Here is a 19,856-nt window from a genome sequence, read left to right on the forward strand (position 1 = left end):
GGCCGTGCGGGTGCTGCTCGTCGAGGACGACACCGGTGTCGCCGACGCGATCGCCGAAGCGCTGCAAACGCGCGGCCACACCGTCTCCCATGTGCTCCGGGGCAGCGACGGGCTGCACAGGCATCGCGAGGCCGACGTGATCCTGCTGGATCTGAACCTGCCCGACATGCACGGGCTCGACGTGCTCAGGAAGGTTCGCCAGGTGTCACCGGTGCCGGTGCTCGTCCTCACCGCGAGCGGGGACGAGCGCACCGTGGTCCGCGGGCTGCGGCTGGGCGCGGACGACTACCTGACCAAACCGGTCCGCCTCGCCGAACTGCTGGCCAGGATGGACGCGGTCGTCCGGCGCGCCGCCGTCTCCGCGGCGCCTCAGGACGGCGTCGTCCGCGTCGACGACGTCGAGATCGACCTCGGCGCACGGCGGGTGCTCGTGGCCGGGACCGACATCGGGCTCACCGCGAAGGAATTCGCCGTGCTGGCCGTGCTCGCCACCCGCCCGGGCACCGCGGTGAGCCGCCAGCAGCTGATGGACGAGGTCTGGGGCGACGCGTATCTCGCCGTCTCCCGTTCGCTCGACGTGCACCTGACCCAGCTGCGCGCGAAACTCGACAGGCCGGGGCTGCTGACCACGATCCGGGGTTTCGGCTACCGCCTCGGCCGGGACTGACCGGTGCGCACCCGGCTGCTGGTCGTCCTCGTCGCGCTCGCGCTGACCGTGGTCGCCGCGTTCGCGATCCCACTGTTCGGATCGACCGCCGCGCAGCGGACCCAGCAGCTGGTCATCGCCCGCAACGCCGACGTCGACCGGTTCGTCGTCCTCGCCCAGCAGGCCGTCGACGCCGATGACCCGACCACGTTGACCGTCGACGCCGCGCGGTATTCGTCGTTATACAGCGAAGCCGTCGTGGTGGTCGACGCACGCGGGATGCCATTGGTCGAAACCGGCGGAATGACGGCCGCGGAGCCCGTCGTGCGTTCGCTCGTCGAGTCCGCGCTGCGCAACCAGCCCGCCAAAGGACCCGAACAGCTGAGCCCGTGGTCGACGGATCCGGTCTACTTCGCCCGTCCTGTCGGCACCGGCACCCGGGTGGCCGGGGTCGTCGTGCTGCGGGCTTCGGTCACGACGGCGGCGGCCGACGTCACCGCCCGCTGGGCGGCGATCGTGGCGGGCGCGGTGCTGGTCGCGGCGGTGTTCGTGCTGCTCGCGGTCCTGCTGGCGCGCTGGATGGTGCGGCCGCTGCACGAACTGGAGACCGGCGTGCAGGCGGTGACCGAGGGACATCGCGCGCAAGTTCCGGACCGGGCTGGGCCCCGCGAGCTGCGCTCGCTCGCGACGTCCTTCAACCGGATGTCCGACGCCGTCGTCGAGGCGTCCGAACAGCAGCGCCGGCTCGTCGGCGACGCGTCGCACCAGCTGCGCAATCCCATGGCGGCCTTGCGGTTGCGGGTGGATTCCCTGGCCGCGCAGGTCGACGGCGACGGCCAGCGGGCGTACCGGGCGGCAGTAGCGGAGGTCGAACGCCTGGAGTCCCTGCTCGACGGGTTGCTCGCACTGGCACTCGCCGAAAGCGCCGCGACCCGGCTCGCCGCGGGCGAATCCGGCGACGAACCCTGCGACCTCCCGGCGGTGCTGGCCGAACGGGTCGACGCGTGGCGTCCCTCGGCCGACGACGCGGGAGTCCACCTCGCGGCGTCGGAGGGCCACGACGAACCGGTGCCCGTGCGGTGCTCGGAAAGCGAGCTGGCCCAAGTGCTCGATGTCCTGCTGGACAACGCGGTGCACTACGCCGGTCAGGGCGCCACCATCACCACCGGCTACGAAACCGGCGGCACGACAGCCACGGTCTTCGTGGCAGACAACGGTCCTGGTCTGTCCACAGAGGACCGGGAACGCGCGACCGAACGGTTCTGGCGTGCCGGAGGCGACGGCGCGCCGCGCGGGACGGGACTCGGGCTCGCGATCGCGAGCCAGCACGTACTCGCCCGGGGCGGGAAGCTCGAACTGCGCGAGGCTGCACCGCACGGACTCGAAGTCCGCGTCGAACTCCCGCTCGCGTCAGGGGACACACCATGACCGTCACCAGGCGTACCGCGCTACTCGCCGGGCTCGCCACGCTCGCGGGCTGTTCGACGGCGGGCTACCAGGGCCCCGAACGTGAGATCGTCATCGCGGCGGGCGAGAGCGGCGGTTTCTATCTCGCCTTCGCGGAGCTGCTGGCCCAGCAGCTGAACCGGATGGAACCGCGGCTGCGCGCGACGGCCGTCGCGACCGAGGCCAGTGTCGAGAACCTGCGGCGGCTGCGGGACGGCCGAGCCGATCTCGGGCTCGTCCTCGGCGACGTCGCCGAGTCCGCCTTCACCGGGGCCGAGCCGTTCTCCGTGCCGATCTCGTTCTCGGCCATCGGCCGCGTCTACGAGAACTACCACCAGGCCGTGGTCCGCGCGGACGGCCGCGTGCGGTCGCTCGCCGACCTGGCCGGGCGGCCGGTGGCGATGGGCGCGAACGGATCCGGCGTCGCGGTGTTCAGCACCCGGCTGTTCGCCCGCGCGGAAATCCCGGTGCACGCGAAGAACCTCCTGCTCGGGGAGGCGATCAACGCGCTGGTGGCGCACGAGGTCGACGCGCTGTTCTGGTCCGGCGGGATCCCCACGCCCGCGCTCACCGAACTGAACCGGACCACCCCGATCACGCTCCTCCCCCTCGACACCCACCTTCCCGCCCTGCGCGCGGGCTACGGCCCGGTGTACGACCAGGTCCACGTCCCGGCCCAGGCCTATCAGGGAGTCGGCGAACTGCGGACGATCGGCGTCGCGAACCTGCTGCTGGCGGCGCCCTCCCTGCCTGACGACGCCGCGGCCGCCGTCGCACGGGTACTGGCCGGGCACGCCGCCGATCTCGTCCCGGCCCCCGCCGTCGGGACGCAGTTCCTCGACGTCCGGACACTGATCGGGACCGGACAGGTACCGCTGCATCCCGGAGCCGCGTCCGCCTACCGTGCCCTTCACGGGTGAGCCCGGCTCAATCTTCAGATTGATGCGCGTAGCGCGGAAGCGCTGCCAAGGTCGGAAACAGGCGGCCCACCCGGCCGCCCCGATCCGGAAGGACTCCAGCAGTGTCATCCAGACACACCAGGGTGGTGCGGGGTTCGGCGCTGCTCGCGGGCCTCGCGCTCGCGGGCGGCCTCGCCACGGCGGCCCCCGCCGCCGCGGCCGACCAGGCCAAGCTCACCGCACCGGCCCTCACCGGCCACTACGACCTCGGCACCACCGACCTCCACCTCGTCGACAGCTCCCGCCCGGATCCGTGGAAGCCGGAGCAGCGCCGGGAGGTCATGGTCACCGTCACCTATCCGGCGGACCGGTTCGCCGACGGGCCGCGGGCACCGTGGCTCACGCCCGGCATGAGCGCCGTCGTCGACCAGTCCATGGCGGACAAGAACGACCTCGATATCCCGGTCGGTTCCATCGACTGGGCCTCGGCGAAGCGACGGGCCGAGATCGGCGTCCCGGTCGCGCCGGGCGCACCGAAGCCGGTCGTGCTCTTCTCTCCCGGCTTCGGTGCACCTCGGGAGACGTACTCGGCGATCGTCGACGACCTGGCGAGCCGCGGCTACGTGGTGGTCTCGCTCTCGCACACCTTCGAGAGCATGGCCGTCGAGTTCCCCGGCGGCCGGCTCGAAAAGGCGCTTCCGCCGGGCGAGGGTCCCGAGTTCATGAAGAAGGCGCTCGACGTGCGGGTCGGCGACAGCCGGTTCGTCCTCGACCAGCTCACCAGGATCACCCGGGGCGAGAACCCCGACGCGGAGAAGCGACGGCTGCCCCGTGGGCTCGGCTGGTCGCTCGATCTGTCCAAGGTCGGTGCTTACGGACATTCCTACGGCGGGTTCACCGCCGGCGAGACGATGGTCCACGACCGGCGGGTCGACGCCGGGATCAATCTGGACGGCTCGATGGCGACGGCGTTCGGCTTTCCCCCTGGCAGTGCCTACATCCCGGGCGAAGTCACGAAACGCGGCCTGGACCGGCCGTTCATGCTGATGGGCGCCGAGGGTATCGGCCCGGACGGGAAGCCGCTCGCGCACACGCACCGTCAGCCCGAATTCGACCGCAGCTGGGCGGACTTCTGGGCCAACCAGCGAGGCTGGAAGCGGGACCTGCTCCTGAGCGGCGGCACCACGCATATGGCCTACAGCGATCTGCAGATCGTCGTGCCGCAGCTCGGCGCGCTGGTGACACCGGAGAAGCGGAAGGCGGCCATCGGCACCATCGACCCGAAGCGGTCGCTGACCGCACAACGGGACTACATCGGGGCGTTCTTCGATCTGCACCTGAAGGGCCGTGACCGGCGGCTGTTCGACGGTGAGTCGCCGCGCTATCCGAACATCGACTTCATCGACTGAGCCTGGTGAGGGGCCCTTCCCCAGCCCGGGGAAGGGCCCCTCAAGTAGGTTGGAAAACGTGACCGAGCCACGGAAACCGATCGTCGAGATGCCGCTGCGCGTGCGCTACCACGAGTGCGACGGACAGGGCATCGTGTTCAACGCGAACTACCTCGCCTACGTCGACATGGCCATGTTCGAGGTGGAGAGAGCGCTCTTCGGTTCCCATGAGGCGGCGCTGGCCCGCGGGGTGGACGTCGTCGTCGCCGAGTCGAACCTCCGCTACCGTGCGCCTTGCCGCTACGACGACGAACTGGTCGTGGCCGTGTTCCTGAACCACCTCGGCACCACGTCGCTCATCGTCGACTTCGAGATCATCCGTGACGGCGACGTGTGCACGGAAGTGAAGACCCGCTACGTCTTCGTCGATCCGGCGACGCTCAAGAAGGCGGCGCCGCCCGCGTCGGTACGCGAGGAGTACGCCGCCTTCCTGCCCGCTCAGGCGGACTGAACGCCGGGGCGCCGGTCTTCGACGACGTAGCTGGCCCGCGTGCTGATCGGCGCGCCGGGGGTGTTCACAAACGGGACCACCCGGAAGTCGCTCCGCCAGCGGTGCCGGTTGACGTTGACCCGGACGTACCCGCGCTGGTTGTTGAAGAACTTCATGTGCGGGTTGGCCTTCAGCAGGTTCTCCCCCGCGGGTGTCATGTCGGCGCCGTTGCCGCCGCTGGTGATCGACGTCCCGACGAACTCGCTCGCGACGGTGGGCGAACCCGGGTCGCCGAAGTTCCGTTTGAGGTCCCAGGCGTAGTTCTGGTGCCTGTCGCCGGTGATGACCACCAGGTTCCGCACGCCCCGGTCCTGCGCCGCGGCGAGCACCCGGTCGCGGTCGGCGACGTAGCCGTCCCACGGGTCGAGGTACACGTTCGTCGGTTCGCCCGCGTCGGTGTCGGTCTGGCCCATCGGTGCCTGGTTGCCCAGGATCTGCCACCGCGCGTGGGACCGGGAGAAGCCGTCGAGCAGCCACTTCCGCTGTTCCGAGCCGAGCAGGGTGCGCTCCTCGTCGAACCGCTCGGTGCAGTTCGCCGACTGACCGTCGCCACAGGGCTGGTCGTCGCGGTACTGGCGGGTGTCGAGCATGGTGAAGTCGGCGAGAGTGCCGTAGCTCAGGCGGCGGTGAAGCCGCGCGTCCGGCCCCTTCGGCAGCTGGGCGATGCGGTACGGCAGGTGCTCGTACATCGCCTGGAAGGCCTGGGCACGGCGCTGGCGGAACACCACCGGGTCCTGGTCGGGCTCGTTGTCGGCCTGGGAGTGGTCGCCCGCCCAGTTGTTCTCCACCTCGTGGTCGTCGTTGACGTGGATCCACGGGAAGGCGGCGTGCGCGGCCATCAGCGGCGCCTCGGACTTGTAGAGCGCGTACTGCAGCCGGTAGCGGGCCAGGTCGAAGGTCTCGCCCTTGAACTGCGGCCCCACCGGTGTCCCGCGGCCGACGCCCGTGACGCCGCTTTCGTAGAGGTAGTCGCCCAGGTGCACGACCAGGTCGAGGTCCTCGGCCGCCATGTGGTCGTACGCGGTGAAGTGCCCCGCCTCCCAGTTCTGGCAGGACGCGAACGCGAAGTTCAGCTCACGCGGCGAAGACCACGCGACGGGCGCCGTCCGGGTGCGGCCGACCGGCGAGATCACGCCGCCGGTGCGGAAGCGGTAGAAGTACTCGTGGTCCGGCGCGAGCCCGTGGATCTCGGGGTGCACGGTGTGGCCGAGTTCGGGCGTGGCGACCGCGGAGCCGCGGCGGATCACGGCGCGGAAACGCTCGTCGAGCGAGACTTCGTACTCGACGCGGACCGGCTTCGGCGGCATGCCGCCGAAGCCGTCGGCCTCGTAGGGCTTCGGCGCGAGCCTGGTCCAGAGCACGACGCCGCCGGGCAGCGGGTCACCCGACGCGACGCCGAGGGTGAACGGGTTTCCGGCACCGCTAGCGAGCGGCATCGCACCGGCGGCGTTCCAGGCACCGGTCCCCAGCAGGACGGCGGCCGCGCCGGCGGAGCCGTATCCGAGGAAGCGACGCCGCGACAGGGGGTGAGGGAGCGAAGGCATGAAGCCCTCCTGTGGTGGGATGGTCACGGGCGGGCCTCATGCTTGTCCGGCTTGATGGCCGCCCGGCCGCGCTCAGGCGAACCGCCCGTGAACGAAAGACGATCAACCCTCGTGTTCCGCATCCTGTTCTACCGCCCCGAAATCCCGCCCAACACGGGTAACGCGATCCGCTTGACCGCGAACACCGGCTGTGAACTCCATCTGGTGGAACCGCTCGGTTTCACACTGGAGGACAAGCAGCTGCGGCGTGCCGGGCTCGACTACCACGACCTCGCGCGCGTCCACGTCCACGCGGATCTCGACGCGGCGTGGACGGCCCTGCTGCCCGCCCGGGTCTTCGCGTTCAGCGCCTCGGCGACGCGGCTGCACACCGACGTCGCGTACGAGCCCGGGGACGTGCTGATGTTCGGACCGGAGTCGGCGGGGTTGCCTCGTGAGATCCAGGAGTCCCCGCAGGTGACCGATCGGGTGCGGCTGCCGATGCTGCCGTCGAGCCGTTCGCTGAACCTGTCGAACACCGCGGCGATCAGCGTCTACGAGGCTTGGCGGCAGAACGGTTTCGCCGCTCCCTGATCCTTTGTGGATCGACGGTTTCCTATCTCCACAAAGGATTTGTGAGAACTCGAACGAAGTACGGGCGGACGAGTGTGCCCGCGTCCGATCAGCGGTTCCCGGCACTGCCCGCGTTTCGCCATACTCCGACTCGGGCGAATCGGGAGGGGTTCACGTGGCGCGGGGAAAGTTCTTGCTGTGCGGGTTGATCTCGGTCCTTTTACTCGGCGGCGCGCAGGAGGCGGCGGGTGACCCGGTGCCGGTCGTCGATCTCGGCACGTTCCCCGTCGACAGCGACAGCCGCGTCACCGGGATCAACGACACCGGCACCATGGCCGGCGTCCACAGCACCGCCGCCGGCGGGGCGATCGCCACACGCTGGAACGCCGACGGCGCGGTGGTCCCGCTCGCGGTGCCGAGCACGCACCGCATGACGGAAGCGCGGGCGATCAACGCGAAGGGGTTCATCGCCGGTTCGGCCTATGACGACCTGTCCGTCCGGCGGCCCGTGCTCTGGCATCCGGACGGTTCCTTCACCGAGTTGAGCACTCCCGATCGCTACGGGCACTCGGAGGCCACCGCAGTCAACACCGGCGGAGTCGTGGCCGGCACCGTCGCGATCGGCAGCCCGCCTGTCGAGCGCGCGGCGCGGTGGGACGCGAAAGGCGTCATGACGTTGCTCGCACTGGCGCCAGGGGACTCCCGATCCTCGGCCGCGGCGATCAACGACGCGGGCGTGGTCGTCGGGACCTCCGGGACCCAGGCCGTGCGCTGGAACCCCGACGGCACGGTGGTCAAGCTGGCCCCGCTGCCTGGTGACGACCGCGGTTCGGCCGAAGGCGTCAACAACGCCGGTGTCGTCGTCGGAAGCTCCGGCGCCCACCCCGTGCGCTGGGCCGTGAACGGCACCGCCACGCCCCTGCCCTACCTCCACCCCGAGCACCCAGGGGGCAGCGCCGAGGCGATCAACGACTCCGGCGTCGTCACCGGTCACTCCAGCATCGGAAGTGGTCACCACACCGCCGTCGTGTGGGACGCCCGAGGCACCGTCACCGACCTCGGCAGCCTGCCAGGACACGACCAGAGCACAGGTGCGGCGATCAACGCCCGCGGCATCGTGGTCGGCGAATCCGAACGAACCTCCGCGCGTGGGCGGCACGCCGCGCAGTGGACGGCACCGGACAAGGCCATCGATCTGAGCCGTTCGTTCCCCGGGGGCGACCGCGCGGAGGCCTTCGCGATCAACGTCCACGGACAGGCCATCGGCCAGTCCCTCCCGCCGGAGGGCATGACGCACCCCGTCACCTGGACACCGGGCGGTGTCCTCACCGACCTCTCCCCCGGCTCGAACACCCTGGAGGCCGACGCCATCAACGCTCACGGCGTCATCGTGGGTACCGACAACAAGAAGCTGAACAAGGACCGCGCGATCCGCTGGGACCGGGACGGAACCATGACGGCCCTCAAGGAGCCGGAGTTCCACACGCACCGCTCACGCGCTTCGGGGATCAACGACAGCGGTGTGATCGTCGGCAGCGCGAGCTCCCGGCGCGGCAGCTCACAGCCGACGCGGTGGGCCGCGGACGGGACGCCGAGCCTCTTGCCCCTCCTGCCCGGCCACGTCGGTGGCGCCGCGAAGGCGATCAACAACCGCGGGGTGATCATCGGAAGTTCCGGAATCCGCAACGAGACCACCGACCACGTGGTCCGCTGGGATCCGGACGGAACGGTGACCGAACTGCCGGGCTTGCCCGGCGAGGAGCACACCCGTGCCGTCGCGCTCAACGATCGTGGCGACGTCGTCGGCTATTCCGGGGAGCACCCGGTCCGGTGGAGCCCCGACGGCCGGATCAGCAAGCTGTCCCTCCCCGAAGGCACCTCGCGTGGCGAGGCGACCGGGATCAGCGACGCCGGGGTCGTGTCGGGCTCGTACGAATTCGGCGTCGCCGGAGCCCCGGGACAGGCGCTGCGCTGGACCCCGGACGGAACGGTGACCGAACTGCCTTCGCTGCCCGGCGGACACCGGACCAAGGCCAACGGCATCAACGCCCTCGGTGACATCGTCGGCTCGTCCGACAACAGCGCCGGGCAGGTGCACGCGGTGCGCTGGCCGGCCACCGGGAGCGCGGTGCTCATCCGGTAGCCGAACCCGCTACGGCAGGCGTTGCCCCAGGAAGAGCGAAGCGGCGGCGCCGATCATCAGCACCAGAGTCCCGAGGATGACCCAGGGACGGCTCGCGTCGGCGTCCTTCAGCTCATATCCGATCTGCTCGCCGAGGTCGTCGTACACGCGTTTCAGCTCGTCCGCGCTGGCCGCCTTGTAGAAGTCGCCACCGGAAAGCCGGGCGATCTCCTCCAGCGATTCGTCGTCGACCTTCACGTCCTGGGGCTTGCCGTCGATGTCGACCGAGCCGTGCGTGGTCCCGAACGAGATCGACGAGATCGGCACCTGGGCCTGCTTCGCCGCCTGCGCTGCCGTGTAGCCGCCTCGCGGTGCGTACAGGTCGTCCGGGACGGTCTGCTTGCCGTCGCTCATCAGGACGATCCGTGCGGGGGGCGGGCCTTCCGCGCCGCCGACGATCGCCGAGAAGCTCTCGATCGACTGCAACGCGGCGAAGATCCCTTCGCCGGTAGCCGTCGACTGCGCCAGCTTCAGGTTGTCGATCGCCTTCACCACACCGCCGCGATCGGTGGTCGGCGCGACCAGCACGGTCGCCGTCCCCGCGAAGGAGATCAGCCCGAGGTTGACCCCCGGCGTCATGTTCTGCGCGAACGAACGCGCCGACTCCTGAGCCGCTTTCAGCCGGGTCGGGGCGACGTCGGTCGCCTCCATCGACAGCGAGGTGTCGATCACCAGCATCACGGTGGCCCGGTTGCGCGGCACCTTCTGCTCGGCCGTCGGCCCGGCGAGCGCGACGGTGAGCACCAGAAGCGAGAGCACGATCAGGATGGCGGGCACGTGCCGCACCCATCCCTGGCTCTTCGGCGCGACCTTCTCCAGCAGTTCCAGGTTGGCGAACCGCAGGGTGCGCTTGCGCCGCGCACGCTGGGAAAGCACGTAGCCCACGGCCACCGCGGCGACCGCCAGCAGCAGCAGGAACCACCACGGCGAGGCGAATCCGGTGAGGCTCACGCGACACCACCGGACCAGCGGCGCTTGCGGGCCACCACGAACCGGACCATGTCCGCGATCCAGTCCGAATCGGTGCGCAGCACCAGATGCGCGGCACCGGCCCGGCGCAGCGCGGCCGCGACCTCCTGCCGGTGAGCGTGCGCCGCGGCGCCGAATTCCTTGCGCAGCAAGGCCGAAGCGTGCACTTCGCGCTGTTTCCCTGTCTCCGGGTCGGCCAGCACGACGGTGCCCACGTCGGGCAGGTCGATGTCGCGCGGGTCGAGGACTTCGATGGCGATGAGGTCGTGGTGCCCGCCGAGCGCGCGCAACGGGCGCTGCCATTCGGTGTCACCGAGGAAGTCGGAGATCACGACGGCGAGCCCGCGACGGCGGGGCGGACGGCGCAGTTTTTCCAGCGCCGCGGCGAGGTCCCCGCGGACACCTTCCTCGGCACGCGGGGTCTCGGCGAGCTTGCGGACCAGCCCTCGCGCGTGCGGGAGCCCGCCACGCGCCGGAATCCGCGTGATGCTGCCCGCCCCGTTGGAGACGAGCGCGCCGATCCGGTTGCCACCGCCGCCGGTCAGATGGGCGACCGCGGCTGTCGCGCAGACGACCAGGTCACGCTTCTCGCATAGCGCCGTGCCGAAGTCGAGGCTCGCGGACACGTCCGCCACCAGCCACGTCTCCAGCTCACGGTCGGCGACGGTCTCCCGGATGTGCGGACTGGTCGTCCGCGCGGTGACCGCCCAGTCCATCCGGCGGACGTCGTCACCGGGCTGGTACGGCCGGGCCTCCCCTGGCTCCGAACCCGGCCCCGGCACGAGGCCGAGATGGTTTCCCTGCAGCAGACCGTCGAGGCGGCGGCGCACGTCGAGTTCGAGCGTGCGCAGGCCCGCCTCCATCCGCTCCCCGCGCAGTACCGGCGGTGCCCAGGAAGGACGTTCGCCCTTCTCGTTCTTCACGCGGATTCCCTACCTGACCGGCGCACCGGCCGGGACACCCTGCGCGGCGCCGCCCTGAGGACGGGCCGAGACCTGCGGCAGGGGCACGGTCTGCAGCACCCGCGTGATGATGTGGTCGATGGGGACGCCGTCGGCCAGCGCGTCGTAGGACAGCACGAGCCGGTGGCGCAGCACGTCGGGGACGACGTCGACGACGTCCTGCGGCAGCACGTAGTCCCGGCCGCGGACCAGCGCCAGCGCCCGCGAAGCGGCGATGATGCCGAGGCTGGCACGCGGAGAGGCACCGTAGGACACCCAGCCCGCGACGTCGGCGAGGCCGTGGTCGTTCGGCGTACGGGTGGTGAGCACGAGGCGGACGACGTAGTCGACCAGCGCGTGGTGCACGAAGACCTGCGAAGCGACGTTCTGCAGCCGGACCAGCTCGCTCGGGCTCAGCACCTCTTGCGGGGTGGGCGGGGTGACGCCCATCCGGTAGATGATCTCCCGCTCTTCCTCGGCGGTCGGGTACTCGACGACGATCTTGAACAGGAACCGGTCGCGCTGCGCCTCGGGCAGCGGGTACACGCCCTCGTTCTCGATCGGGTTCTGCGTGGCGAGCACGAGGAACGGGTCGGGCATCGAGAAGGTCTGGCCGCCGATCGACACGTGCCGCTCGGCCATCACCTCGAGCATCGCCGACTGCACCTTCGCGGGCGCGCGGTTGATCTCGTCGGCGAGCACGAAGTTCGCCACGACCGGGCCGAGTTCGACGTCGAACCGCTCGGCGCCCTGGCGGTAGATCCGGGTGCCGAGGATGTCGGCGGGGACCAGGTCCGGGGTGAACTGCACGCGCGAGAACGAGCCGCCGACCACTCGCGCGAAGGTCTCGACGGCGAGGGTCTTCGCGACGCCGGGCACGCCTTCGAGCAGGAGGTGTCCCCTGGCCAGCAGGCCGACCAGCATCCGCTCGACCAGCCTGTCCTGGCCGACGATGATCCGTTTGACCTCGAACACGGTCCGCTCCAGCAACTGGGCGTCCCGCGCCGGCGTTCCGGGCTGCTGCTGCGCGCCGTCGGCGTAGCCGGGCTCGGTCACTCGTGCCTCCTGTGTTCCCCGCTTGCGTTGTTCCGTCCGGATGTGACCGTAGTGGTCGGTGGCACAGCCGTTCGTGAAGGTAGCCAACCCGATCAGCGGTATGACGGCTGTGAAGGGGCTCTCACGACCAGCGGTCGAGGTCCTCCGGCGTGTCGATGTCGTCGCTCTCCCCTGGCTCTTCGGGTACATCGACGATCTCCAGCCCGCCCAAGGTCCGCCGCAGCGAGGCGTTCTCGACCGTCTCCGGCAAGGCCGCGCGCAGCGCTTCCACCCGCCAGGCACCGAGGAGCCACTGCCGCTCCCCTGAGGCGTCGAGCAGCACTGCCCCCGAAGCGGCGCCGAGCGAAGTCACCAACCGATCCACAGTGGACGACCGGACTCCGGCGAGATCCCCGGCCAGCACGACGACGATCTCCGTGCGCACCAACGCGAGACCGGCCGCCAGCGCGGCCACCGGACCCGCTCCGGGCGAAGACTCCCGTGTCCACAGCACGTCGCCGAAACCGGGCCGTCCAGGGCCGACCACGATCACCGGGTCGGCGTCCACCAGGGCGGCCAGAGCCCTGGTCAGCAACGGCTTCCCGCCAACGGGGAGCGCGGGTTTGTCCACACCGGACAGGCGGCGCGCGGCACCGCCCGCCAGCACGATCCCCGCGTACGCCACGCCTAGCCGATCAAGCGGGCCGCGTACGGCATGATGCCGCCGTAGCGCACCGGCGCGACCCGGACCCGCAGGCCCGACTGCGGCGCTTCGACCATCTGCCCGTTCCCGAGGTACATCGCGACGTGGTGGATGCCTCCGCCGCCGCCCCAGAAGAGCATGTCGCCGCGGCGCATCTGCGAAAGCGGCACCCTTCGCCCGGCGTTGTACTGGTATCCGCTGTAGTGCGGAAGCGCCCGCACCCCGGCGAACGCGTAGATCATCAGGCCCGAGCAGTCGAAGCCGATCTTCATGTAGTCGCCGTACCGGTCGGCCGTGCCGCCGTCCCGGATACCGCGCGTCGGACCGGAGGTGTTGCCGCCGCCCCACGCGTACGGGAGTCCCAGCTGCGACAACGCCCGCTGGACGGCCGCTTCGACACTCGCCCCGGCGGGAGCCGACTGGACCGGCCTGCCACTCGACGGACGGCCACCGCCGCCTTGGCTGGGCCTCGACGCGGCGAGAGCGGCCTGACGAGCACGCTCCTCGTCCTCGCGGGCCTTCTGCGCCTTCCAGTCCTCGTAGCGCTGCCGCTGCCCCTGCAGCCCGCTGACCTTCTGCTGCGCTTCGAAGAGCTGCTTCTCGACGCTCGTCTTGTCGGCTTCGAGCTTCTCGTTCTGCGTCGACTGCGTGTCCTGCGCGTGCTGCGCGGCGCTCTGTGCGTTGTCGGCCTCGTGTTTGGCCGCTTCGGCCGCGCGCTTGCGCTCCTGCGCGATCTCCAGCTTCTTGCGCGCCGTCGCGTCCTTGTTGGACTTCTCCGTCTGCGCGCGCTTCATCGTGTCGAGCGCGTTCAGCCTGCTGCCGCCGACCGCGTCGAGCAGCTGGGCGCGGCCGAGCAGCTCCTTGGGACTGTCTGCGGTGATGTACGCCGACACCGAACCGATGGTGCTGCCCTGCTGGAAACTGGCGGCGGCGAACTTGTCGAGGTCGGCGCGGGCCTTGTCGATGGTCGCCTGCGCGGCGTCGGATTCGGTGCGCGCGGACTGCGCTTCGCGGTCCGCCTGCGCGGCTTCGTCCTGCGCGGTGTCGGCGTCGACCCTCGCCTTGTTGGCCTCTTCCATCTTCAGCTCGACGTCGTCGTTGAGCTGGGCGAGCTTCGACTCGGCCTGGGCCAGCTGGTTCGTGAGCTTGCCGACGTCGCCCGCCTTGGCGTTGGCGTCGGCCTTGCTGGAGTTGATTTCGGAGTCGCTGGGGTTCGGCGGGGGCGGCGGTACCGCGATGGCGGTACCAGTCACCCCGAGCAACAGGGCGATCCCCAGCGCGCCGATGGTCGTGCCACGGCGGGCACCGGCCCCAGACCCGGTTTCACCACGCACGATCCACCCACCTCCTGATCTTGAAACAACGGCCTCACTGTGCCACTGCTGTCACAGCATTACCAGAAGCACCACCAGGAACTTACACACCGTAGGCACCATTTCCCCTCAACGGGGGACGAACAGACGAACGTTTCGTCACTCGAATGGACGCAGGTCGGTGAGATGTTCCCTACCCGCGTGTCGGCTTGCCAGCCAAAAAGTACAGGCGTACTGTTTGAGAGGACGAACGAGGTGTGCCATCCCGGGTCCGGACTTACGGTGGGGGTGCGCAACACTCGCTCCGGGCCGACCCGAACGGCCAGGAGAACACACCGAACTGACCCGCCACTGGAGTAAGAAGTGACAGCACCTGCCAGCAAGGACAGCTTCGGCGCCAAAGACACGCTGAAGGTCGGCGACGCCTCCTACGAGGTCTTCCGCCTGAACAAGGTCGAGGGCTCCCAGCGCCTTCCCTACAGCCTGAAGATCCTGCTCGAGAACCTGCTGCGGACCGAAGACGGCGCGAACATCACCGCCGACCACATCCGCGCGCTCGGCAACTGGGACGCCAGTGCGGACCCGTCGATCGAGATCCAGTTCACGCCGGCCCGCGTGATCATGCAGGACTTCACCGGCGTGCCCTGCGTCGTCGACCTCGCCACCATGCGCGAGGCCGTCACCGACCTCGGCGGTGACCCGGACAAGGTCAACCCGCTGGCGCCCGCCGAGCTGGTCATCGACCACTCGGTCATCATCGACGTCTTCGGCCGCGCCGACGCCTTCGAGCGCAACGTCGAGATCGAGTACGAGCGCAACCGCGAGCGCTACCAGTTCCTGCGCTGGGGCCAGGGCGCCTTCGACGAGTTCAAGGTCGTCCCGCCGGGCACCGGCATCGTGCACCAGGTCAACATCGAGCACCTCGCGCGCACGGTCATGTCCCGCAACGGCCAGGCGTACCCCGACTCCTGCGTCGGCACCGACTCGCACACCACCATGGTCAACGGCCTTGGCGTGCTGGGCTGGGGCGTCGGCGGCATCGAGGCCGAGGCGGCCATGCTGGGCCAGCCCGTCTCCATGCTCATCCCGCGCGTCGTGGGCTTCAAGCTCACCGGCGAGATCCCGACCGGCGTCACCGCCACCGACGTCGTGCTCACCATCACCGAGATGCTGCGCAAGCACGGTGTGGTCAGCAAGTTCGTCGAGTTCTACGGCGAGAGCGTCGGCGCGGTGCCGCTGGCCAACCGCGCCACCATCGGCAACATGAGCCCGGAGTTCGGCTCCACCGCGGCGATCTTCCCGATCGACGAGGAGACCGTCCGCTACCTCAAGCTCACCGGCCGCTCCGAGGAGCAGGTCGCGCTCGTCGAGGCGTACGCCAAGGAGCAGGGCCTCTGGCACGACCCGTCGCACGAGCCGGAGTTCTCCGAGTACATCGAGCTGGACCTCTCGACGGTCGTCCCGTCGATCGCCGGCCCGAAGCGCCCGCAGGACCGCATCGAGCTCACCGACGCGAAGAACTCGTTCCGCAAGTCGATCCACGACTACGTCGGTGGCGAGCAGGTCCCGCACACCAACGTGGACGAGAGCGTCGAGGAGACCTTCCCGGCCAGCGACCCCGCCGCCCTCTCTTTCAAGGACGAGGACGCGGTCGAGGTCCAGTCGGCGGCGAACGGCCACAGCGGCCGCCCGACCAACCCGGTCAAGGTCAGCACGTCCGACCGCGGCGAGTTCATCCTCGACCACGGCGCCGTGGTGATCGCCTCGATCACCTCCTGCACCAACACCTCCAACCCGTCGGTCATGCTCGGCGCGGCGCTGCTCGCGCGGAACGCGGTCGACAAGGGTCTCGCGGTCAAGCCGTGGGTCAAGACCTCGATGGCGCCGGGTTCGCAGGTCGTCACGGACTACTACACCAAGGCCAACCTGTGGCCGTACCTGGAGAAGCTGGGCTACCACCTGGTCGGCTACGGCTGCACCACCTGCATCGGTAACTCGGGCCCGCTGTCGGACGAGATCTCCGCGGCGATTCAGGAGAACGACCTCACCGCGGTTTCGGTGCTCTCGGGCAACCGGAACTTCGAAGGCCGCATCAACCCCGACGTGAAGATGAACTACCTCGCGTCGCCGCCGCTGGTCATCGCGTACGCGCTCGCCGGCACGATGGACTTCGACTTCGAGAACCAGCCACTCGGCCAGGACACCGAAGGCAACGACGTCTTCCTGAAGGACATCTGGCCCTCGGCCACGGAAATCCAGGAGACCATCGACTACGCGATCACGCAGGAGATGTTCACCAAGGACTACGCCGACGTCTTCGACGGTGGCGAGCGGTGGAAGTCGCTGCCGACCCCCGAGGGCAAGACCTTCGACTGGGACGCGAAGTCCACCTACGTCCGGAAGCCCCCGTACTTCGAGGGCATGAAGGCGGAGCCGTCGGCGGTCACCGACATCGCCGGAGCGCGCGTGCTGGCGAAGCTGGGCGACTCGGTCACCACCGACCACATCTCCCCCGCCGGCGCGATCAAGCCGGGTACCCCGGCCGCGCAGTACCTGACCGAGCACGGTGTGGAGAAGAAGGACTTCAACTCCTACGGCTCGCGTCGCGGTAACCACGAGGTCATGATCCGCGGCACCTTCGCGAACATCCGGCTGCGCAACCAGCTGCTGGACGACGTGCAGGGCGGCTACACCCGCGACTTCACCCAGGACGACGCCCCGCAGTCGTTCATCTACGACGCGGCGCAGAACTACGCGGCGCAGGACATCCCGCTGGTCGTCCTGGGCGGCAAGGAGTACGGCTCCGGTTCGTCGCGTGACTGGGCGGCCAAGGGCACCTCGCTCCTGGGCGTGCGCGCGGTGATCACCGAGTCGTTCGAGCGCATCCACCGGTCGAACCTGATCGGCATGGGTGTCATCCCGCTGCAGTTCCCGGCGGGCGAGTCGGCCTCGTCGCTCGGCCTCGACGGCACCGAGACGTTCGACATCTCGGGCATCACGAAGCTGAACGACGGCGAAACCCCGCGCACGGTCCACGTCACCGCGACGAAGACCGACGGCACCAAGGTGGAGTTCGACGCGGACGTCCGCATCGACACCCCGGGTGAGGCGGACTACTACCGCAACGGCGGCATCCTGCAGTACGTCCTGCGGAAGATGACCCAGGCGTAGATAACGCCCAAGTCGGCCCCTTTCCCCGCACTTTGGGGAAAGGGGCCTTCGTGCGTTTTCGGTAGCGTGGACATATGGCCCACGGTCGGATTCAGGTCGAGAACGGCGAGCTCGCGTACGAGATCCGGGGCGAGGGTGACCCCGTCGTCCTGCTACACGGCGGGATGCTCGACTCGCGGATGTGGGACGCCGAGATGACGGCGCTCGAACAGCGTCACACCGCCATCCGGTACGACGCGCGCGGGCACGGCGACTCGTCCACGCCGACAGAGCGGTTCAGGCACTACGACGATCTCCGCGAGCTGATGAGCGCGCTGTCACTCCCCCGCGCCTCGCTGGTCGGGCTGTCCGGCGGCGGGCGGATCGCGGCCGACTTCGCGCTGACCCACCCGGACCTGGTCGAGAACCTCGTCCTCGTGGCCACCGGGCTCAGCGCCATGGTGACCAAGGATCCCTTTGTCCTGGAGCAGAACAAGAAGCTCGAAGAAGCGGGCGCCAGGGGCGATCTCCCCGCCGCCATCGAATGCATCCTGCGGATGTGGGTGGACGGTCCGCACCGTGCCCCGGGAGTCGTCGACCAGGACGTCCGGCGGCGGTGCCAGGAGATGTACACGCAGACGATCACCCGGCACCGCGGCAGCGGCTTCATGCTGATGGACGAACTGCGGGCCATCGAACGCGTCGGCGAGCTGACGCCGCGCACCTTGACGCTGGTGGGCGATCTGGATTCCTCGGACATCCTCGCCATCGCCGACCGGATCGAAACCGAGGCACGCGACGCCCGAAAACTCGTCGTTCCCGGGGTCGCGCACATGGTCAACCTGGAGCAGCCCGGCATGTTTTCGCGGATATTGCTGGACTTCCTGGACTGCTAAGCCCCCTCGGGCTCTTCCTGCTCCGAGCACTCTTCCCGGTTCTCCGGGCGGCGGTCGACGACGCGGCCGAGCGGGCGCAACAGCACGTTGACCCCGACGATGACCACGGTCCCGGCGAGCGCGACGACGTAAAGTCCCGCTCCCGCAAGGGATCCGACGGCCGCCGAGCACCACAGCGTGGCGGCGGTGTTGAGCCCGCGGACGTTCAGCCCGTCCCGCAGGATCACCCCGGCGCCGAGGAAGCCGATGCCGGAGACGATCTGGGCGGCGACCCGCGTCGGGTCGGCGTCGCCACTGGTGTTCAGCCCGCCGAAACCGTGGGCGGACAACAGGACGAAGAGGGTGGCGCCGACGGCGACGAGGGCGTTGGTGCGGAGTCCGGCCATCCGGGCGCGGTACTGGCGCTCGATGCCGATGACGGCGCCGAGGCCGACGCCGGTGCCGACCCTGAGCAGCATTTCGAAGGTGTTCATGATTCCGGCTCTTTTCTGGCGTGCGTACACAAAGCCAGACAGGGGAAGGAGACCGGAAAGGGTCAGCGCACCGCGCACACGGGTGAACGGCGACCGCTTCCGGTCGATCCAGAACTGTCTTCCGGCATGTGCCGCTCACCTCGCTTTCTTGCTCGATCGGTGCTGATCAACCTTCGGGACTGTACCACCGGACCGCCGTCCGGCCACCCCTCGCGTGGACGGGCTCACAGGGACCCGAGCGCGTCGCGGATCGTTTCGCGCAGCCAGCGCTGGGCCGGATCGGCGTCGAGACGCGCGTGCCAGAGCAGGCAGACTTCGATCTCCGGGAGGTCCGCGGGGATCGGGAACCAGCGAAGGCCGAGCGACCGGCCGTACTGCTCGGCGAGCCGAGACGGCACGAGTCCGACGTAGTCGCTCGACGACACGAGGAACGCGGCGACGGCGGACGTGGGGACGACCGCCGCGACCCGGCGCTGGAGACCGGCCGCTTCGAGCACGTCGTCGAGCGGTCCCCTTCCCCTGCCGCGCCGGGAGGCGGAAACGTGCGGATACCGGCAAAGCTGAGCCAGCGTCGGGTGCCGTGTGCCGCCGAGCGGGCCGTCCGCCCTGGCGATCCCGACCACTCGTTCGCGGTACAGCGGCATCGCACGGATGTCGGGCGCGGTGACGTCACCGGCGCCGATGTCCAGATCCACCGAGCCGTCCCGTAGCGCTTCGGTGCTCTCGCTGCCTTCGGCCACGAAACGCAGGACCACACCCGGCGCGACGGCGGCGGTCGCCTCGACGGCCGCGGTCGTGAGTGTCGCGGCGACACCGTCGTTGATGCGGATGGTGAAGGTGCGTTCGAGGTCGCCGATCGCCAGGTCACGGTCGGCGCTGATCAGGGCGGACGCCTCGTCCAGCAGCGACCGCACGCGCGGCACGGTCCGGAGCGCGAACGGCGTCGGCACCATCCCGCGGCCGGCACGCACCAGGATCGGGTCCCCCATCGCCCGCCGCAGCCTGCCCAGCGCCCGGCTCGCCGCCGGGATCGACAGGTGCAGTCGCTCGGCGGCCGCCGTCACGCTGCCCTCCCGCAGCAACGCGTCGAACACCCGTAGAAGGTTCAGGTCCAGCTGATCGGCCATAGTTGCATGGTACGCAACTACTCTTTGCCAAAGTTGCGTGGC

The 19,856-nt window shown here is 69.8% G+C and carries 17 protein-coding genes; 9 read left to right on the forward strand and 8 right to left on the reverse strand.

The features are described 5' to 3' along the window. Window positions 1-4 precede the first annotated feature (4 nt). The 5 genes from ACZ6YV_RS31815 (at window position 5) to ACZ6YV_RS31835 (ending at window position 4,890) form a co-directional block, all read left to right on the forward strand. On the forward strand, window positions 5-667 hold the full coding sequence (locus tag ACZ6YV_RS31815; RefSeq protein ID WP_465513136.1) for a response regulator transcription factor: 663 nt from the start codon (window positions 5-7) through the stop codon (window positions 665-667). A 3-nt stretch (window positions 668-670) separates the two neighbouring features. After that, the gene (locus ACZ6YV_RS31820) at window positions 671-2,074 is read left to right on the forward strand and encodes a sensor histidine kinase (protein WP_465513137.1); all 1,404 of its coding nucleotides are present in this window, start codon (window positions 671-673) and stop codon (window positions 2,072-2,074) included. Beyond that, on the forward strand, window positions 2,071-3,012 hold the full coding sequence (locus tag ACZ6YV_RS31825; protein WP_465513138.1) for a TAXI family TRAP transporter solute-binding subunit: 942 nt from the start codon (window positions 2,071-2,073) through the stop codon (window positions 3,010-3,012). Before ACZ6YV_RS31820 ends, ACZ6YV_RS31825 begins: the two co-directional genes overlap by 4 nt. 101 nt (window positions 3,013-3,113) lie before the next feature. Next, window positions 3,114-4,400, forward strand: a complete 1,287-nt coding sequence (locus tag ACZ6YV_RS31830; RefSeq protein ID WP_465513139.1) for an alpha/beta hydrolase family protein — start codon at window positions 3,114-3,116, stop codon at window positions 4,398-4,400. Window positions 4,401-4,458: 58 nt separating this feature from the next. Then, window positions 4,459-4,890: an acyl-CoA thioesterase gene (locus ACZ6YV_RS31835; protein ID WP_465513140.1), complete on the forward strand. Its 432-nt coding sequence runs from the start codon at window positions 4,459-4,461 to the stop codon at window positions 4,888-4,890. Here ACZ6YV_RS31835 and ACZ6YV_RS31840 read toward each other — a convergent pair. Next, entirely contained in the window at window positions 4,878-6,473 is a 1,596-nt protein-coding gene (locus ACZ6YV_RS31840) for an alkaline phosphatase D family protein (protein ID WP_465513141.1), read from the reverse strand. The genes ACZ6YV_RS31835 and ACZ6YV_RS31840 overlap by 13 nt on opposite strands. Before the next feature lie 111 nt (window positions 6,474-6,584). Between ACZ6YV_RS31840 and ACZ6YV_RS31845 the strand changes: the two genes are divergently transcribed. Next, the gene (locus tag ACZ6YV_RS31845) at window positions 6,585-7,046 is read left to right on the forward strand and encodes a tRNA (cytidine(34)-2'-O)-methyltransferase (RefSeq protein WP_465513142.1); all 462 of its coding nucleotides are present in this window, start codon (window positions 6,585-6,587) and stop codon (window positions 7,044-7,046) included. 154 nt (window positions 7,047-7,200) lie between these two features. After that, a complete protein-coding gene (locus ACZ6YV_RS31850) occupies window positions 7,201-9,168 on the forward strand; it encodes a hypothetical protein (protein WP_465513143.1) in 1,968 nt (655 codons plus the stop codon). A 9-nt stretch (window positions 9,169-9,177) separates the two neighbouring features. Here ACZ6YV_RS31850 and ACZ6YV_RS31855 read toward each other — a convergent pair whose 3' ends face one another. The 5 genes from ACZ6YV_RS31855 to ACZ6YV_RS31875 all read right to left on the reverse strand — a co-directional run bounded on the left by ACZ6YV_RS31855 (window position 9,178) and on the right by ACZ6YV_RS31875 (window position 14,189). Next, window positions 9,178-10,158 (reverse strand): VWA domain-containing protein, encoded by a 981-nt coding sequence (locus ACZ6YV_RS31855; RefSeq protein ID WP_410650489.1) that lies wholly within the window; start codon window positions 10,156-10,158, stop codon window positions 9,178-9,180. Next, entirely contained in the window at window positions 10,155-11,039 is an 885-nt protein-coding gene (locus tag ACZ6YV_RS31860) for a DUF58 domain-containing protein (RefSeq protein ID WP_221473007.1), read from the reverse strand. The genes ACZ6YV_RS31855 and ACZ6YV_RS31860 overlap by 4 nt, the downstream gene beginning before the upstream one ends. Window positions 11,040-11,108: 69 nt before the next feature. Next, window positions 11,109-12,173, reverse strand: a complete 1,065-nt coding sequence (locus ACZ6YV_RS31865) for an AAA family ATPase (RefSeq protein WP_465513144.1) — start codon at window positions 12,171-12,173, stop codon at window positions 11,109-11,111. A 121-nt stretch (window positions 12,174-12,294) separates the two neighbouring features. Next, entirely contained in the window at window positions 12,295-12,837 is a 543-nt protein-coding gene (gene mobA, locus ACZ6YV_RS31870; RefSeq protein WP_465513145.1) for a molybdenum cofactor guanylyltransferase, read from the reverse strand. 2 nt (window positions 12,838-12,839) lie between these two features. Further along, window positions 12,840-14,189 (reverse strand): NlpC/P60 family protein, encoded by a 1,350-nt coding sequence (locus ACZ6YV_RS31875; RefSeq protein WP_465513146.1) that lies wholly within the window; start codon window positions 14,187-14,189, stop codon window positions 12,840-12,842. A 342-nt stretch (window positions 14,190-14,531) separates the two neighbouring features. Here ACZ6YV_RS31875 and acnA point away from each other — a divergent pair, with 342 nt between their 5' ends. Further along, window positions 14,532-17,339 (forward strand): aconitate hydratase AcnA, encoded by a 2,808-nt coding sequence (gene acnA / locus ACZ6YV_RS31880; RefSeq protein WP_465513147.1) that lies wholly within the window; start codon window positions 14,532-14,534, stop codon window positions 17,337-17,339. A 74-nt stretch (window positions 17,340-17,413) separates the two neighbouring features. After that, entirely contained in the window at window positions 17,414-18,214 is an 801-nt protein-coding gene (locus ACZ6YV_RS31885) for an alpha/beta fold hydrolase (RefSeq protein WP_465513148.1), read from the forward strand. Here ACZ6YV_RS31885 and ACZ6YV_RS31890 read toward each other — a convergent pair. Continuing rightward, window positions 18,211-18,687: an MgtC/SapB family protein gene (locus ACZ6YV_RS31890; protein WP_465513149.1), complete on the reverse strand. Its 477-nt coding sequence runs from the start codon at window positions 18,685-18,687 to the stop codon at window positions 18,211-18,213. The genes ACZ6YV_RS31885 and ACZ6YV_RS31890 overlap by 4 nt on opposite strands. Window positions 18,688-18,911: 224 nt before the next feature. Continuing rightward, on the reverse strand, window positions 18,912-19,814 hold the full coding sequence (locus ACZ6YV_RS31895; protein WP_465513150.1) for a LysR family transcriptional regulator: 903 nt from the start codon (window positions 19,812-19,814) through the stop codon (window positions 18,912-18,914). Window positions 19,815-19,856: the final 42 nt, after the last annotated feature.

The sequence above is a fragment of the Amycolatopsis sp. NPDC102522 genome (assembly GCF_055584485.1).